Below are 16,112 nucleotides of genomic sequence, written 5' to 3' on the forward strand. Positions count from 1 at the left end.
CGTGGGAGGCTCTAGTCATGAGTCCGCAGGAACAGCACGGCAGCCGGGGGTACTCCGTCCCGACCGGGCGGCCGTTCCAGCTCAAGGAGCTGCACGGCAAGATCGGCTCGCTCGGCGACCAGGTCAAGGAGCTCTACGAGGGCGCCCACCCGGCCGAGTACGAGCCGGTCGCCGACGCCCTGTACGCGGCGTTCCAGACGGCCGCGGGGCTGGCTCCGGTCAAGAGCTACACCGGCTGCCCGGAACACCCCAACGGCGCGCTCGATCCGGAGTCCCCGGACGGCTGGGGCCGCTGCCTGATCTGCAACGACCGGCGGCGCCGCGGCCTGCGCCGGCAGGGCGGCCGCGGCGCGGGACCCGCACCGGCCGACCAGCAGCGCCGGCTCGGCTACCCCGTCCCGGACCCCCCGTACAGCGTGGAGCAGCTGCGCGCGTGCGTCGCGAAGGTCCAGGAACAGGCCTTCCACCTGGGCGTCGGCTCCCCCGGCGACGCCTTCGTCGACGTGGCCGACGACCTGCACCGGGCGTTCATCGTGGCCCGTGAACTGTCCCGGCCGCGCAACGCCTCGGGGTGCGCGGAACACCCCGGCGCGCCCATCGATCCGGACGCGCCCCCCGGTGAGGCCTGTATCTTCTGCGCCGGACGCAAAAAGCGCGCACAGCGCCCGCCCCAGACCCCCGAGATGCTGCCCCGCATCCGCCGGGGCGAGCGGCGGCAGCTGGGCCGGCGCTTCGACCGTCCGTCGGGCTGAGCGGTCTCGGGGAAGTGAGGCACGGCCCACTTCCCCGAGACCGCTCAGGGCGCGGCGGAGCAGCCCTGTGCGGATGCCCCGGCGGCCTGGGGGAGCATCGCGCCGCACGCGTGGCGCTCCGGCCGCCCACCGACTCCGGACCTGGTGAACACGACCGTCGTTAAGGTGAACCTCATGAGCTCTCCCGCCCGCTTCGACCGCGGCCACACCGACGACCTGATGACCTTCCTGGCGGCGAGTCCGTCGCCGTACCATGCCGTGGCCAATGCGGCCGAGCGGCTGGAGAAGGCCGGGTTCCGTCAGCTGTCGGAGACGGACTCCTGGGACGCGGGGGCGGGTGGCAAGTTCGTGCTGCGCGGCGGCGCGATCATCGCCTGGTACGTCCCCGAAGGCGCGGCCGCGCACACGCCGTTCAGGATCGTCGGCGCGCACACCGATTCGCCGAACCTGCGCGTGAAGCCGCTGCCCGACACCGGCTCGCAGGGCTGGCGGCAGATCGCCGTGGAGATCTACGGCGGCACCCTGCTCAACACCTGGCTGGACCGCGACCTGGGCCTGGCCGGCCGTCTGACGCTGCGTGACGGCAGCCACCGGCTGGTCAACATCGACCGGGCGCTGCTGCGCGTTCCCCAACTGGCCGTGCACCTGGACCGGTCGGTGAACACCGACGGCCTCAAGCTCGACAAGCAGCGCCACATGCAGCCGATCTGGGGTCTGGGCGAGGTGCAGGAGGGCGACCTGATCGCGTTCCTGGAGGAGGAAGAGGGGCTGCCGCAGGGCGAGGTGGCCGGCTGGGACCTGATGGTCCACTCCATCGAGCCGCCGGCCTACCTGGGCCGCGACCGGGAGCTGCTGGCGGGCCCGCGGATGGACAACCTGCTGTCGGTGCACGCCGGTACGGCCGCGCTGGCCGCCGTCGCCACCCACTCCAAGCTCGACTACATCCCGGTGCTGGCCGCCTTCGACCACGAGGAGAACGGCTCGCAGTCCGACACGGGCGCGGACGGCCCCCTGCTGGGGAACGTGCTGGAACGATCCGTCTTCGCGCGCGGCGGCAGCTACGAGGACCGCGCCCGCGCCTTCGCCGGCACCGTCTGCCTGTCCTCCGACACGGGTCACGCCGTGCACCCCAACTACAGCGAGCGGCACGACCCTTCGCACCACCCGCGGGCCAACGGCGGTCCGATCCTGAAGGTCAACGTCAACCAGCGGTACGCGACCGACGGCGCCGGGCGGGCCGTGTTCGCGGCGGCCTGCGAGCGGGCCGGCGTGCCGTGGCAGTCGTTCGTGTCCAACAACTCGATGCCGTGCGGCACGACGATCGGCCCGATCACGGCCGCCCGGCACGGCATCCAGACCGTGGACATCGGCGTGGCGATCCTGTCGATGCACAGCGCCCGTGAACTGTGCGGCGCCGACGACCCGTTCCTGCTGGCGAACGCGCTGGTCGCCTTCCTGGAGGGCTGACCTCTCCACGGCGTACGCGCGCGAAAGGGCCCGCCCGGTCGTGACCGGGCGGGCCTTCGCGTGCGCGGGCGGTGCGGTCAGGCCTGCGGGCCGTCCTCGTCCAGGCCGGCGAGGACCAGCGGCAGCCGGGTCGCGCCGCCGGCCGTGAGCGTGACGGGAACGCCCCAGTCCTGCTGGTGGACGTGGCAGGCCGGATATTCGTTGGCCGGGTCGTCGTCGCAGGACGCGGCCATCGCGGAGACGTGCAGCACGCCCTCGCCGACGCCGTCCGCGAAGACCAGGTCGCGGGCCAGGTCGGTGCCCTGGCCGGCGCCCTCGGCCAGCAGCTCGGGCGGGGTCGAGGAGACCAGCAGCCTGGTGGAGGGCCCGTAGCGGGTGTCGAGCTTCTGGCCGCTGGGCGCCTGGAAGACCACGTCGAGGCGCAGGCTGCCCGGCGCCACCTCGGTCGCGGCCCGCCGCGTGCGGTGCGCGACCTCCGGGACCCGTACGGCCTCCTCGGGCAGCCGCAGCCGCGTGAGGCGGTGCCGGGCGGACTCCACGACCACGATGTCGCCGCCGACGAGCACGGCGTCGCTCGGCTCGCGCAGATCGGTGGCCAGCGTGGTGACCTCGCCGGTCGCCGGGTCGTAGCGGCGCAGCGCGTGGTTGTACGTGTCGCAGACCGCGACGGACCCGTCGGGCAGGGCGGTCACGCCGAGCGGGTGCTGGAGCAGCGCCTGCCCGGCCGGGCCGTCCCGGTGCCCGAAGTCGAAGAGGCCGGTGCCGACGGCGGTCCGCACGGCGTACCCGCCGTCTTCGCCGTCCTCGGTGCGCTCGACGTAGCGCAGGGCGCTGGTCTCGGAGTCGGCGATCCACAGCCGGTCCCCGGCGGCGGCGAGTCCGGAGGGCTGGGCGAACCAGGCCTCGGCGGCGGGCCCGTCGACCAGGCCCTCGTTCGTGGTGCCGGCCGCGACCTGCACGGTCCCCGCCTCGGGGTCGTACGTCCACAGCTGGTGGACGCCGGCCATGGCGATCCACACCTTGCCCTGCCACCAGGCGACGTCCCACGGCGAGGACAGGTCCGTCTCCAGGGCCGGGCCGGAGGTGGGCGAGCCCTGCCACCACTGCCGTCCGGTGCCGGCGACGGTGGTCACCTCGCCGGTGGCGGGGTCGAGGCGGCGCAGCGCGTGGTTGACGGTGTCGGCGACGATCACGTCTCCGTCGGGCAGCAGCGCGAGGCCCTGGGGCTCGCTGAAGGCGTCCGGGCCGAAGCCCCGCTCGCCGCTGCCGATGCGCCGTACGACGCTCTCGCCGTCGGGCGCGAGCTCCACGAGGGCGTGCCGGGTGGAGTCGGAGACCAGGAAGTTCCCGGACGGCAGCAGCAGGGCCTTGCCGGGGAAGCGCAGGTCGGTGGCGACGGGCTCGGGCGCCACGTACGGGCCGTCGCCGCGCCGCAGGGTGCCCTTGGCCTCGTGCTCGGCCTCCAGCTCCTCGACGAGCCGCTCGATGGCGTGGGCGTGGCCCTCGCCGGCGTGCTGGGCGACGACGTACCCCTCGGGGTCGATGACGACGAGGGTGGGCCAGGCGCGGACGGCGTACTGCTTCCAGGTGGCGAGGTCGGGGTCGTCGAGGACGGGGTGGTGGACCTCGTACCGCTCGACGGCGTCGACGACGGCCTGGTGCTCGGCCTCGTGCACGAACTTCGGGGAGTGCACGCCGATGATCACGACGGTGTCCCGGTGCTTCTCCTCCAGCTCGCGCAGCTCGTCGAGGACGTGCAGGCAGTTGATGCAGCAGAACGTCCAGAAATCGAGGATCGTGATCCGTCCTCGCAGGTCGGCGAGGGTGAGGTCCTTCCCGCCGGTGTTCAGCCAGCCCCCCTTGCCGATCAGCTCGGGGGCACGGACACGGGCACGGCGGCGGGGCTCGGGCGCGGGGGTGGGCGCCGGGGCGGCATCGTTCATCCTTCAAGCTTGCCATCCGCGTGTGAACGCGCTGTGACGAGCACCCCGGCGCCCGTGCCCCCGCCGGGGCGCCCGTGCCCCCGCCGCCGTGCCCCGCCGCACCCCGGCCCGTACTCCGGTGCCCCGCCGTCAGGCGCCGAGGAAGGCGTGCAGGGAGTTCTTCAGTGCGGCCACGAAGGAGCCCCGGGTGTGGTCCGGGAGGAGGTCCAGCGACAGGTACGGGTTGAGGTCCTCCAGCTCGACCAGGAGCAGCTCGCCGGAGGGGGCGCGGCAGGCGTCGACGCGCTGGATGCCGTGGTCGAGGCCGTTCCAGTCGACGAAGCGGCGGGCGAAGGCCAGGTCGGCCGGGGTGGGCGCGTACGGCTCCAGGACCCAGCGCCGGGCCGGGTCGGGCGCGTACAGGGCGTACTGGAGGTCGCGGTCCACGAAGTAGAAGGACACCTCGTACGAGAAGTCGATGCGGGGCTGGATCAGGATCTCCCCGGCCGGGCCGGACGGTTCGGCGGTGAAGACCAGGCCCACGGAGTCGGCGCCCTGCTTGGGCTTGACCGCGTACTGCGGGGCGGCGGGCAGCAGGTGGACGTCCTCGGCGCGGTCGACGGTGGGGATGACGGGCAGCCCGGCGGCCGTCAGGTCCACGAGGTACTGCTTGCCGGCCTGGTCGGCGCGGCCGGTCAGCGGGTTGTAGACGCGGGTGCCGCGCTCCAGGGCCCGCGTCCGGAAGTCGTCGTAGACCTCCTGGTAGTGCAGGACCGGGCCGCTGTTGCGGACCACGACCGCGTCGTAGCCGTCCATCAGCGCGGCGGCGTCCCGGGGGTGGCACAGCGCGAGCGCGAACTCCTCGCGGAGCCTGGCGGTCAGGAATATGTCCTCGTCGCAGTACCGGCGGCCCTGGGCCGGGTAGGCGAGGTCGGTGACGTACAGAAGCCGGGGTGACATGGCCCCACGCTATCCCGGGCAGTTCTACCGGCATGAAATACCTGGTTCGGGACAAACTGCTGGCCGTCGGGGACGACTACTGGATCGAGGACGAGGCGGGCCGGCACGCCTTCCTCGTGGACGGGAAGGCGCTGCGGCTGCGTGACACCTTCGAGCTGAAGGACCCCGACGGGCGGATCCTGATCACCGTGCGGGAGAAGATGCTGAGCCTGCGCGACGCGATGACGCTGGAGCACGACGGCCGCCGGCTCGCCGTCATCCGCCGCAAGCGGCTGTCGCTGCTGCGCAACCACTTCCGGGTGTCACTGGTCGAAGGGACCGAACTGGACGTCAGCGGCCGCATCCTGGACCGCGAGTTCACGATCGAGTACGACGGCGAACTGCTGGCGCACGTCTCCCGCAAATGGTTCCAGCTGCGGGAGACGTACGCCGTGAACCTCGTCCGGGAGGACGCCGACCCGGCGCTGCTGATCGCCGTCGCGGTGTGCGTGATCCGGATGGCGGAAAAGGAACGCGAGCCCGGCGGCGACGACTGAGCAGCGGCTGGGCCTTCCACGTCAGCGGGCCATAAGCGCGCGTCAGCTGAACATCAGCGGTGTCTGGAACAGTACTGCCCACCGGGCGTCTCACCCCGGTGCCCCAAGGCCCGGGGATCCCCCGCCCCGGCCCCGGCCCCCGCTCCGAGCCCGGTGAACACCGTGCTCGGAGCGGCGGCCCCGGGACACACCCCTGTCATGACGTCACGGGCGGCCGGGCGGGGGAGTGAGACCGAGCAGGCGGTCCTTCAGCGCCGGGAACTGCTCGCGCGTCGCGGCCACCTTCGCCGGGTCGAGGTCCACGGTCAGGACCTCCTCCCCCGGGCCAGCCTCGGCGAGGACCTCGCCCCACGGGTCGACGACGATGCTGTGCCCGGCCATCTCCACGCCCGCGTGGGTGCCGGCTTCCGCGACGGCGAGGACGTACGCCTGGTTCTCGACGGCCCGGGCCTTCGACAGCAGCGTCCAGTGCCCCCGGCGGCGGGCCGGCCAGCCCGCCGAGACGGCCAGGGCGGTGGCGCCGGCGTCCACGAGCCCCCGGTACAGCTCGGGGAAGCGCAGGTCGTAGCAGGTGGACAGGCCCAGGACGAAGTCCGGGCGCAGCTCGACGGTCCGCAGTTCGTCGCCGCGGCCCATCATGACGGCCTCGCCCTGGTCGAAGCCGAAGCGGTGGATCTTGCGGTAGGAGGCGGCGAGGGCGCCGTCGGGCGCGAAGACGAGGGTGGTGTTGTACAGGGTGCCGTCGGCGCCGCGTTCCACGATCGAGCCGGCGTGCAGCCACACCCCGGCGTCCTGGGCGGCCTTGGACATCACCTCGTGCGTGGGCCCGTCGAGCTCCTCGGCCTCCGCCTCGAAGTCCTCGTAGGCGAAGGCTCCGACCGGCCACAGCTCGGGCAGCAGGACCAGGTCCGCGCCGCTCTGTTCGCGCACCAGCCCGGCGGTGCGGGCCCGCCGGGAATCCGCCGACTCCCCGTCGTTCACAGCGATTTGGATCAGCGAAGCGCGCACAGTACCACCGTCCTGGCCGGGAAGCCGTCAACTCGGGCCTACGATCGTCACACGAAAGCACTGCCGGGGTGCTCCTCAGCAGCGTAAATTTGAGAATCAAGCCTCCCACTCCGCTACGAGCTCAAGTCGCCACTGATCAGCAGCACGAGGGGTCCCGTGACCGTCCATCCCAGCATCCAGCCCTATGTCGACGCATGGACCCACTCCATCGAGGCGATATCCGAACTCGTCGGACCCTTGACGGAGGGCGAGTGGAACCGGCCCACGCCGTGCCCCGGCTGGTCGGTGCGTGACGTGGTGTCACACGTCATCGGGATAGACACCGAGCAGCTCGGCGATCCGCGGCCCATCCACTCGCTGCCGCGCGATCTGCGGCACGTGGTGGACGAGTTCAGCCGGTACATGGAGGTGCAGGTCGACGTCCGCCGGCACCACACCGCGCCCGAGATGACCTCGGAGCTGGAGTACGTGACGATCCGGCGGGCCCGCCAGCTGCGCAACGAGAAGCGCGACCCGCAGACCACCATGGTCCGCGGCCCGCTCGGCGACCAGGTCACCCTGCACCACGCGATGATGATCCGCGCGTTCGACATCTGGGTGCACGAGCAGGACCTGCGCGTCGCGCTCGGCGCCCCCGGCAACCTCGACTCCCCCGGCGCGCACATCGCCCGCGACCTGATGCTGTCGGGCCTGCCGAAGGTCGTCGCGAAGAAGGCGGGCGCGCCCGCCGGCACCGCGGTCGTCCTCGACGTGCACGGCCCGTTGGAGTTCATGCGGACGGTACGGGTGGACGCCGAGGGCCGCGGCAGCATAGACGGGACCCCGTCGCTGGGCCCGGCCGTGACCCTGGCGATGGACTGGGAGACGTACTCCCGGCTGGCCGCGGGCCGGATCCGGCCGCAGACCGCGGGCGACCGCATCAAGATCGAGGGCGATCAGGAACTGGCCGACGCGATCCTGCGGGAGTTCTCCGTCACGCCCTGACCGGCGGCGCGGTCGGACGCGAGCGCGGCGTCGCGCTCGCGCTCGGCGGCCCGTTCGCGTTCGCGGCGCAGGGCGTGCGGGCGCAGGCGCAGGATCTGGGCCGTGCCCAGGGCCTGGAGGACGAAGACCGAGGAGAACGCGATCCGGTAGTTGTCGCCGGTCGCGTCGAGCAGGACGCCCACGGCCAGCAGTGTGGTCATGGACGCCAGGAAGCCGCCCATGTTCGTGATCCCGGAGGCGGTGCCCTGGCGGGCGGCCGGATTGGCGGGCCGCGCGAAGTCGAAGCCGACCATCGAGGCCGGCCCGCAGCCCCCGAGCACCGTGCACAGGGCGACCAGCAGCCACATCGGGGCGTGTTCGCCCGGGTAGGCCAGCGTCGCGCCCCACAGCAGGGCGGTCGCCGCGACCGTGCCGAGCGCGAGGGGGATCCTGGCGCTCTGCCGGCGGCCGACGAGCTGCCCGTAGACCAGGCCCAGCGCCATGTTCGAGGCGACGACCAGGGTCAGGAGCGCGCCGGCGGTGGTCCGGGACAGGCCCTGCGCCTCGACGAGGAACGGCATCCCCCACAGCAGCAGGAAGACCATCGCCGGGAACTGCGTGGTGAAGTGCACCCACAGCCCGAGCCGGGTGCCGGGCTCCCGCCAGGACCGGGCGATCTGTTCGCGCACGAAGCCGCGGCCGGGCGCGCCCGCGTCGGGCTCCGGCGCGTGGGGCTCCGGCTCGTGGCCCTCGGGGTGGTCGCGCAGGAACAGCAGCACCGGGACGATGACGACGACGCCGGCGACCGCGCTGCCCGCGAAGGCCGCGGTCCAGCCGACCCCGTGCAGCACGGGCGCCAGGACGAGCGTGGACACCAGGTTGCCCGCCATCCCGACCAGCCCGGCGAGCTGCGCCATCAGCGGCCCCCGGTGCGGCGGGAACCAGCGGGTGCCCAGGCGCAGTACGGAGATGAACGTCATCGCGTCGCCGCAGCCGAGCAGCGCCCGCGCCGCGAGCGCCATCCCGTACGAGGGGGAGAGCGCGAAGCCGAGCTGCCCGGCGGTGAACAGGACGGCGCCGAGCGTCAGGACCTTCTTCGTGCCGAGCCGGTCGACCATCAGGCCGACGGGTATCTGCATGCCCGCGTAGACCATCAGCTGGAGCAGCGAGAAGGTCGCGAGGGCGGAGGCGTTGACGTGGAAGCGGTCGGCGGCGTCCAGCCCGGCCACGCCCAGGCTGGTACGGAAGATGACCGCGACGAAGTACACGGCGACGGCGATCGACCACACGGCGACGGCCCGCCGGCCGCCGAGCGGCTCGGGGGCGACGGTCGGCCGGGGGACGGCGGTCGGCCGGGGAGCGCCGGTCGGCTCCGGGACGGCGGTCATCGGACCTCACCGCCGCGGACCAGCAGGTCGACGCGGCCCAGGTGGGCGAGGACGGCGGCGGCGGCCCGGTCCGGGTCACCGGCGCGCAGCGCCTCGTAGATCTCGGTGTGCTCGGTCAGGTTCCGGTCGATCCGGTCCGGGTGCATGTGCATGACGGCCACGCCCATCCGCAGCTGGCGGTCGCGCAGCTGGTCGTAGAGGCGGGACAGGATCTCGTTGCCGGCGCTGCGCACGATCTCGGCGTGGAAGCAGCGGTCGGCCACCGCGAAGGCGGCCAGGTCTCCGGCCCCGGCGTGCTCCCGCTGGCTGCTCAGCAGCTCTTCGAGGCGTTCGAGGAGGGCGGGCGGGGCCGGGACGGCGCGGCGGGCGGTGTACTCCTCGACGAGCCGCCGGGTCTCGACCACGTCGGTGATCTCCTGCACCGAGACCGGCAGGACCAGCGCGCCCTTCTTGGGGTAGAGCCGGATCAGCCCCTCGGTCTCCAGCCGCAGCAGGGCCTCGCGCACCGGCGTCCGGGAGACGCCGACCGCCTCGGCCAGCTCGCCCTCGGTCAGCAGGCTGCCGCCTTCGTAGCGCCGGTCCAGGACGCCCTGCTTCACGTGCCGGTAGACGCGGTCGGCGGCGGGCGGCTGCCGGGGGGCCGCGACGGCGGTGGCGGCGGACGACGACGGCGACGCAGACGCAGACGTGGAGGTGGAGGTGGAGGCGCTGACCGGTGGCATGCACACAGCATAGATACAACAGCACTCAGGCCGCCGCACCGTATCGCCATCCGGACGGCCGCACGCGGGTGTTGACCGGAGGACCACCGCTTCGGGTTACCCGAACCCGCACGTAAGTGACTGATCGGACACGGAAGGTTGCGGAACGGTCAAGAATGACGATTGCAGCGCACCATTTCGCGAGCCGAGAGCGTCTTCTGATCAAGGGCCCGCACCGCAGGCGGTCCCTCACCTCACTGCTTTCGCTGAGGTGCCACTGAACTCGGGGACGTATTTTGATACTCAGCCTCCCGCGTGTGCGCCGAGCCGCGGCCGTCACGCTCACCGCCGGGGCCGTCATGGCCGGCACGGTGCTGGCGACCGCGCCCGCCCAGGCCGCCACTCCGACCGTGACCGCCTCGGGCGCGTTCATGTTCAACAGCACCACCGGCGCCACCCTCTTCAGCAAGGCCGCGGACACCAAGCGTCCGATGGCCAGCACCACGAAGATCATGTCTGCGCTCGTCGTCCTCCAGACGCCGGGCCTGAACCTGAGCCGCAAGATCACGCTCACCCAGACCCACCGGAACCACCAGACGTCGGTCTCGGGCAGCAGCGCCTACATCTACGTCGGCGACAAGCTGACGACCGCGGGCATGCTCAACGCCATGCTGGCGCCGTCGGGCTGCGACGCGGCTGCCGCGCTGGCCGACGCGTACGGCAAGGGCACGACCTACACCGCGCGCAAGACGAACTTCATCGCGCAGATGAACGCCAAGGCCAAGGCGCTGGGCCTGACGAACACGAAGTTCGACTCGTTCGACGGCAACTCGCCGACCAAGAACAACTGGACCACCCCGCGCGACCTGGCCAAGCTCACGCGGACCGCGCTGAAGAACACCACGTTCGCGGGGATCGTGAAGACCCCGTACGCCAAGGCGACGGCGACTGCCCCCAACGGCAACCCGCGCTGGTACACGTGGAAGAACTCCAACATGCTCATCCGCCCGAAGACCGACGCGGACCCGGGCTACGCGTACCCGGGCGCCATCGGCGTCAAGACGGGCACCAACACGCCGGCCGGCCCCTGCCTGGTCTTCGCGGTCACCCGCAACGGCAAGACCGTCATCGGCGTCCTGCTGAACGACGCGAGCCGCTACACCGACGCCATAAAGCTGTCCAACTGGACCTTCGGCTCGCAGTACCGCATGCCGATGCGGCCCATAACGGACAACGAGGACTAATCCTCAACGGGTAGCCCGCCAACGGGGCTGCCAGGGAAGGGGCTTGCGGTGCCACGGGGGCATCGCAGGCCCCTTCTCCTTTGCCCGGTCAGGGGCACTCCGGTGCGAGAAGATCCGCGCCTGCCGCGCCGGGCACCCGTGAAACGCCCCTGATCAGGCCGGATCGACGGCGGGGGCCGGGAAGTCACCCACACAGCCGTTTCGGGTCGCCAACGTGCGGCGGCATATTTACCGTCGGATGGCACGCCGGTCGTCCTGCCGCGGCCGGCTTCACAGGGGACTTTCGAGTAGCCCCGCTCAGGAGGCAACGGATCATGCCTGTTTCCGCCCCCTTCCCCGTCGCGTTCAACGGTTCCGTGGACCGGTTCGTCGTCACGATGGGCAATCGCATCATCGTCACCACACAAAACGGTGGCGTCTTCGGCCACGACATCAATGGCAATACGGTCGGGCTGGGATTCGCGTTCGGCGGCTCGAAGGTCGCCTTCAACGGTGCCGTGGACCGCTTCGTGGCCACCATGGGCAACCGCATCATGGTCTTCACCCAGAACGGCAGCGTCTTCGGCCACGACGTCAGCGGCAACACCATCGGGAACGGATTCGGATTCGCCGGATCAAAGGTCGCCTTCAACGGTGCCGTCGACCGCTTCGTGGCCACCATGGGCAACCGCATCATGGTCTTCACCCAGAACGGCAGCGTCTTCGGCCACGACGTCAGCGGCAACACCATCGGGAACGGATTCGGATTCGCCGGCTCGAAGGTCGCCTTCAACGGTGCCGTCGACCGCTTCGTCGTCACCATGGGCAACCGCATCATCGTCATCACACAAGACGGCAAGGTCTTCGGCCACGACGTCGACGGCAACACCATCGGGCCGGGCTTCGCGTTCGGTGGATCGAAGGTGGCCTTCAACGGTTCGTTCGACCGCTTCGTCATCACGGTCGGCAACCGCATCATCGTCACGACGCAGGACGGTGGCGTCTTCGCCCACGACGTCAACGGCAACACCATCGGGCCGGCCTTCCCGATGAACTTCGTCCTCTCGCATTTCACGTTCGCGAGCGACATCTCCGCGGCGAACCGGAACAGGACGCTCGACCGGCACAGGTTCGCGCTGACGCGTTTCTCGGCGTGCAACAACCTGTCGGCGCAGGAGAAGCAGAAGCTCCACCAGGCCTACGATCGCGCCATTCACCACACGACCAACAACGAGGCCGGCGTGAATGCGAGTGCGACCGTCGGGGGGTCGCAGCTGAACGTCAACTTCGGGGTTCTGTTCCCACAGGGCGACGAGGAGATCTCCCAGACCCTCATCCACGAAATGATGCACTGCGCGGGCTTCACCCACCCCAAACGGCGTGACGCCCCCGCCGGCCAGAGCTGCGCGAACCCCAACCCCGCCGTGTTCGACTGCCCCGGCGACAACGGCGTGTACTACGGCACGCCGCCGCTCCGCGCGGAGTTCTGCATCGCGGGCGACCAGAGCGACGTCCTCCGTCGCCTGAGGAACAAGTCCGCCGACGAGAGCTGCATGATCGACGAGAAGGGCGTGGCCACCCTCCACACCACCGCCTCGCCGTAGCGGTCATTGCTGCGGGTCTTCCGCCGGCCGCCCGGTGGAAGACCGCGCGCTACTTCACGCCGTCGGCAAAGACCCCCCAGGCCGCGGCCCCGACCCGCAGCACGGGCCCGTCGGGCCGCTTGCTGTCCCGCACGGCGACCGTCCCGGGGACGTTGCGGGCGACTTCGACGCAGTCGGAGCTCAGCGTGTCGGCGCTGTAGCTGGACTTTATGAATTCGAACTCGGCCATGGCTACATACCCTCGCTGATGCTGTTGATCAGGTTCACGGAATCGTGAGGAGCGAGGCTGAGCCGCGACAGCCGGTCGAACGCACGCGCGTAGGCCGCATTTCCGACCTCGCTCTCAACCCACAGAGTAGCCGCGACGCCTTCGGCATAGCCGACGTCGATCGCGTCGGGTTCCGCGAACGACAGCAGGTTGAACGCCCCTGCCGCACCATGGTGCGCACCAACCCGAAAGGGCAGCACCTGTACGTGCACGTGCGGCAGCTGGGCCATCTCCACGAGGTGGCGCATCTGGGCCCGCATCACGTCGGCGCCTCCGATCTGCTGGCGTAGGGCCGCCTCCCAGATCACCGCGTGGAGATGCAGCGGATCGTCTCCCCGTAGACGCGCCTGGCGCTTGATCCGCGTCGCCACCAATGCTTCGATCTCGTCGGGGTTCCGCCACGCATCCGAGTTCACGCCGAGGGCACGCACGTACTCTGCCGTCTGCAAGAGGCCGGGCACGAGGGACAGCTGCCAGGTACGGATGTGGGTGGCGACATCCTCCATCGCCACGTACTCGGTGAAGTCCCGCATGTAGGGGACCTCCTGCCACCAACCCTTGGCCTTGCGTCGTTCGCGATCCAGCCGCGCCAGGTCGAGGAGTCGGGTGACACGCTCCTCATCGTCCACGCCGTAGAGGACGCACAACGCCTTGATGTCCGGGTCCCGGAACGGAACCCAGCCGTGCTCCATCTTGGCGATCTTCGCCGCCGTCGCACTCAGAGCCTGCGCCGCCTGCGGCTGCGTGAGACCGGCGGCATCGCGTAGCCGCAGCAACTCCCCACCGAGCCGGCGCGCGAGCACGGTCGACACCCGGTTGCCCATCGCCGCCTGATTTACCGCCACTTGGCCCACCTTTCGGTTGCCGGGCCAGTCTGACATACCCCATGGGGATAGATATCCCCGGAATCGCTTGCCCCCAGATCGATTACTCCCCTACCGTCGGTGATGAGCGAACTACTCACCGCATGGCGCCACTTGGCGGAAGTGCACCGCGCCCGCATGCCCGGGCGCGGCAGGCCACCGGCCGGGACGGCGCCCCGCCGCACACGGAGGTGCGCGCAGTGAATGCAGACATCACGCGGTACGACGTACGGAACTACGCCCCACTACAGGAGTCGGTCACCGCGGCCCGGCGCCGAGCCGCCTGGCTCGCCGTGGCCTGGGGTCACCCCTCGATCGCCGCGGACGCGGCGCTCGTGACCAGCGAACTCGCCACCAACGCCCTGCTGCACGGCAGCATCAGCGACCGGTACATCCGGGTCGAACTCAGCCTCCAGGGCAAGCTGTTGCGGGTCTCCGTCACCGACCCGAAGGGCGAGCGCCGCCCCCGCCTGCGCCAGCCCGCCTCGGACGAGCGCTACGGCCGCGGCCTGCACATCGTGTACGCCCTCTCCCAGTGCTGGGACGTAACAGACCGCACGGTCGGAAAAACCGTCTGGGCCGACCTCGCCCTCCCCACCGACTCCCCGTGAGCCGTTCCGTCCGGGGGACGTGTTGGTTAGGGTGCGACGCCCGGTGTCGTGGATTCCCCAACGGAGTTGCCGCATGGAGCTGTTCCTGACCGCTGTCAGCGGGCTGGCGTGGACGGTCGTGTACGTGGTGGCGATCCGGACCGGGTTCCGGGAGCGGACCTACGCCATGCCGGTGGCCGCGCTGGCGCTGAACTTCGCCTGGGAGACGACGTACGCGGTCACCGCCGCCATGGACGGGGTCTCGCTCCAAGGCGTCGTGAACGTGGTGTGGGCGGGTGCGGACGTCGCCATCATCTGGACGTATCTCGCGTACGGGCGAGCCGAGTTGCCCGGTTTCGTCACGCGGCCGATGTTCGCGGCCTGGAGCGTGCTCGTGTTCGGGGCCGGATTCGCCGTCCAGTGGCTGTTCCTCGCGCACTTCGGGCTGCACGACGCGACCCGCAACGCGGCCTTCCTCCAGAACCTGCTGATGTCCGGCCTGTTCATCGGCGTGTTCGCGGCCCGCGGCGGCGCCCGCGGCCAGAACCTGACCCTCGCCGTCGCCAAATGGCTCGGCACCCTGGCCCCCACGATCCTCTTCGGCGTGCTGGAGGACTCCCCGTTCATCCTCGGCCTCGGCATCCTGTGCAGCGTCTTCGACCTGGTGTACATCGGCCTCCTGCTGCACGCCCGCCGCGGGACCCCGGACCGGGGGCCGGCCCCCGGTCCGGCGCGGGTCCTGGACGTGCCTCAGTAGCGGGGCATGTTCGGGATCGCCTTCTCCGCGAGCTCGATCAACGCCTCCACCTTGGGGATGTCGGCCGCCACCTCGTCAGCGGTCACTTCCGGCGCTTCCGACGACCGGTACTCGACTTCGTTGCGCCGGGCGCGCATGCGGTTGAACGGTCGCAGGATGGACCCCAGCGGCGGATCCAGTTGGGCGCGGACGGCCTCGTAGACGGTCGTGTGCCCGCCCCGGCTCGTGGAGCGAAGCCCTTGGTTCTGCAGCACTGCGGCCAGCGCACGGCGGGCGGCGTCGTACGCCAGCGTGTACGCACCTTCCGGGTCGCCGGCCAGCAGCTGGCGCGCGGAGCGGATGTGTGTGCGCGACCGGACCAGTTCGGCCGCGGCGGCCTCCCGGGACGCGGGGACGCGCTCAAGGCGACCACTGTCGATCAGTGCGTCGATCGTCGCTCGGCCTTGGTTCCAGCGGGTCACGGTGTCTCCCGGTTCAGGTCCAGGGGGATCAGCGGACGCTCGCGCACGCTGGTGAGGAACGGATCGGCCGAGGGGCTCGCCCACGCCTCGGGAGAGAGCCGGTGGGTGTTGACCTCGCGGCGCAGCCGGCGGGACGCCTCCTCGGCGAGGTCGAAGAGCTCGTCCGCGTCGGGGTCACCCACCACGAGGACGTCGACGTCGGCCGGGGGCGGGCCCGGCTCACCGTTGTACCGGGCGGCCCAGGAACCGTAGATGAACGCCTGCCGCACCCCGGCGAGGCCGGCCAGCGCCTCGGCGAGCACGGGTACGGGGCCGAAGGTGACAGACATGAGATCGCTCAGCGGGCGGTACAGCGGCGTGTCCGTGCGCGCCGTGACGAGGCGGTTCCGGCCGACCTTCCGGTCCGCCAGAATTCCCGCCTCCGTGAGCCGGCCGATCTCACGGAGGACGGTCGAGGGCGACGCGCCGAAGTCGTTGGCGAGCTCCGTGATGGCGTACTCGCGTTCCGGGTGAAGGAGCAGGAGCGCCAGGAGCTCACCTTGCAAAGGCGACCGCAGCAGGGGCAGCAGGCTCGGGGAAACTTTCATTGGGCGCAGGATATCGTGCGCCCAATGAAAGTAACATTTGGTTACGACACGTGCTCGTAGAG

General features: G+C 71.1%; 17 protein-coding genes. 8 read left to right on the forward strand and 9 right to left on the reverse strand.

Annotation, left to right across the window (positions count from 1 at the left end; all coding sequences use genetic code 11):
- Nucleotides 1–17: 17 nt before the first annotated feature.
- Both OG764_RS18130 and OG764_RS18135 read left to right on the forward strand, forming a co-directional pair.
- Nucleotides 18–752, forward strand: coding sequence for a hypothetical protein (locus tag OG764_RS18130; RefSeq protein ID WP_328969468.1), 735 nt, complete (start codon nucleotides 18–20; stop codon nucleotides 750–752).
- A gap of 174 nt (nucleotides 753–926) precedes the next feature.
- Nucleotides 927–2,219, forward strand: coding sequence for a M18 family aminopeptidase (locus tag OG764_RS18135; RefSeq protein ID WP_328969469.1), 1,293 nt, complete (start codon nucleotides 927–929; stop codon nucleotides 2,217–2,219).
- A gap of 77 nt (nucleotides 2,220–2,296) precedes the next feature.
- On the opposite strand, the gene OG764_RS18140 is transcribed toward OG764_RS18135, so the two are convergent.
- Nucleotides 2,297–4,162 carry an NHL domain-containing thioredoxin family protein gene (locus OG764_RS18140; RefSeq protein WP_328969470.1) on the reverse strand — a complete coding sequence of 622 codons (1,866 nt, stop codon included), beginning with the start codon at nucleotides 4,160–4,162 and terminating at the stop codon, nucleotides 2,297–2,299.
- A gap of 129 nt (nucleotides 4,163–4,291) precedes the next feature.
- Nucleotides 4,292–5,101 carry a hypothetical protein gene (locus OG764_RS18145; RefSeq protein ID WP_328969471.1) on the reverse strand — a complete coding sequence of 270 codons (810 nt, stop codon included), beginning with the start codon at nucleotides 5,099–5,101 and terminating at the stop codon, nucleotides 4,292–4,294.
- Between the two features lie 32 nt (nucleotides 5,102–5,133).
- On the opposite strand from OG764_RS18145, the gene OG764_RS18150 reads away from it, so the two are divergent.
- Complete coding sequence (locus OG764_RS18150; protein ID WP_328969472.1) at nucleotides 5,134–5,637, forward strand: LURP-one-related/scramblase family protein; 504 nt, start codon at nucleotides 5,134–5,136, stop codon at nucleotides 5,635–5,637.
- Nucleotides 5,638–5,841: 204 nt separating this feature from the next.
- Here OG764_RS18150 and OG764_RS18155 read toward each other — a convergent pair whose 3' ends face one another.
- Nucleotides 5,842–6,645: a carbon-nitrogen family hydrolase gene (locus tag OG764_RS18155; RefSeq protein ID WP_328969473.1), complete on the reverse strand. Its 804-nt coding sequence runs from the start codon at nucleotides 6,643–6,645 to the stop codon at nucleotides 5,842–5,844.
- 156 nt (nucleotides 6,646–6,801) lie between these two features.
- Here OG764_RS18155 and OG764_RS18160 point away from each other — a divergent pair, with 156 nt between their 5' ends.
- The gene (locus tag OG764_RS18160; RefSeq protein ID WP_328969474.1) at nucleotides 6,802–7,629 is read left to right on the forward strand and encodes a maleylpyruvate isomerase family mycothiol-dependent enzyme; all 828 of its coding nucleotides are present in this window, start codon (nucleotides 6,802–6,804) and stop codon (nucleotides 7,627–7,629) included.
- Here the strand turns inward: OG764_RS18160 and OG764_RS18165 are convergent.
- Together OG764_RS18165 and OG764_RS18170 are read right to left on the reverse strand one after the other, a co-directional pair.
- Complete coding sequence (locus tag OG764_RS18165; RefSeq protein WP_328969475.1) at nucleotides 7,581–8,996, reverse strand: MFS transporter; 1,416 nt, start codon at nucleotides 8,994–8,996, stop codon at nucleotides 7,581–7,583. The genes OG764_RS18160 and OG764_RS18165 overlap by 49 nt on opposite strands.
- Nucleotides 8,993–9,718: a GntR family transcriptional regulator gene (locus OG764_RS18170; protein WP_328969476.1), complete on the reverse strand. Its 726-nt coding sequence runs from the start codon at nucleotides 9,716–9,718 to the stop codon at nucleotides 8,993–8,995. The genes OG764_RS18165 and OG764_RS18170 overlap by 4 nt, the downstream gene beginning before the upstream one ends.
- A 338-nt stretch (nucleotides 9,719–10,056) precedes the next feature.
- Between OG764_RS18170 and OG764_RS18175 the strand changes: the two genes are divergently transcribed.
- Both OG764_RS18175 and OG764_RS18180 read left to right on the forward strand, forming a co-directional pair.
- Nucleotides 10,057–10,941: a D-alanyl-D-alanine carboxypeptidase family protein gene (locus OG764_RS18175; protein WP_328973055.1), complete on the forward strand. Its 885-nt coding sequence runs from the start codon at nucleotides 10,057–10,059 to the stop codon at nucleotides 10,939–10,941.
- Nucleotides 10,942–11,255: 314 nt separating this feature from the next.
- Nucleotides 11,256–12,524 carry a hypothetical protein gene (locus tag OG764_RS18180; protein WP_328969477.1) on the forward strand — a complete coding sequence of 423 codons (1,269 nt, stop codon included), beginning with the start codon at nucleotides 11,256–11,258 and terminating at the stop codon, nucleotides 12,522–12,524.
- A 49-nt stretch (nucleotides 12,525–12,573) separates the two neighbouring features.
- On the opposite strand, the gene OG764_RS18185 is transcribed toward OG764_RS18180, so the two are convergent.
- A complete protein-coding gene (locus tag OG764_RS18185; protein WP_328969478.1) occupies nucleotides 12,574–12,753 on the reverse strand; it encodes a DUF397 domain-containing protein in 180 nt (59 codons plus the stop codon).
- Nucleotides 12,754–12,755: 2 nt separating this feature from the next.
- Nucleotides 12,756–13,637 (reverse strand): helix-turn-helix domain-containing protein, encoded by an 882-nt coding sequence (locus OG764_RS18190; RefSeq protein ID WP_443055970.1) that lies wholly within the window; start codon nucleotides 13,635–13,637, stop codon nucleotides 12,756–12,758.
- A gap of 218 nt (nucleotides 13,638–13,855) precedes the next feature.
- On the opposite strand from OG764_RS18190, the gene OG764_RS18195 reads away from it, so the two are divergent.
- On the forward strand, nucleotides 13,856–14,266 hold the full coding sequence (locus OG764_RS18195; protein WP_328969479.1) for an ATP-binding protein: 411 nt from the start codon (nucleotides 13,856–13,858) through the stop codon (nucleotides 14,264–14,266).
- Between the two features lie 73 nt (nucleotides 14,267–14,339).
- Nucleotides 14,340–15,002 (forward strand): transmembrane-type terpene cyclase, encoded by a 663-nt coding sequence (locus OG764_RS18200; RefSeq protein ID WP_328969480.1) that lies wholly within the window; start codon nucleotides 14,340–14,342, stop codon nucleotides 15,000–15,002.
- On the opposite strand, the gene OG764_RS18205 is transcribed toward OG764_RS18200, so the two are convergent.
- A complete protein-coding gene (locus tag OG764_RS18205; protein WP_328969481.1) occupies nucleotides 14,996–15,463 on the reverse strand; it encodes a hypothetical protein in 468 nt (155 codons plus the stop codon). The two genes, OG764_RS18200 and OG764_RS18205, sit on opposite strands and share 7 nt — an antisense overlap.
- Nucleotides 15,460–16,050 carry an ArsR family transcriptional regulator gene (locus OG764_RS18210; RefSeq protein WP_328969482.1) on the reverse strand — a complete coding sequence of 197 codons (591 nt, stop codon included), beginning with the start codon at nucleotides 16,048–16,050 and terminating at the stop codon, nucleotides 15,460–15,462. The genes OG764_RS18205 and OG764_RS18210 overlap by 4 nt, the downstream gene beginning before the upstream one ends.
- Nucleotides 16,051–16,112: the final 62 nt, after the last annotated feature.

Origin of the sequence: Streptomyces sp. NBC_00239, from assembly GCF_036194065.1 — a bacterium.
GTDB lineage: Bacteria > Actinomycetota > Actinomycetes > Streptomycetales > Streptomycetaceae > Streptomyces.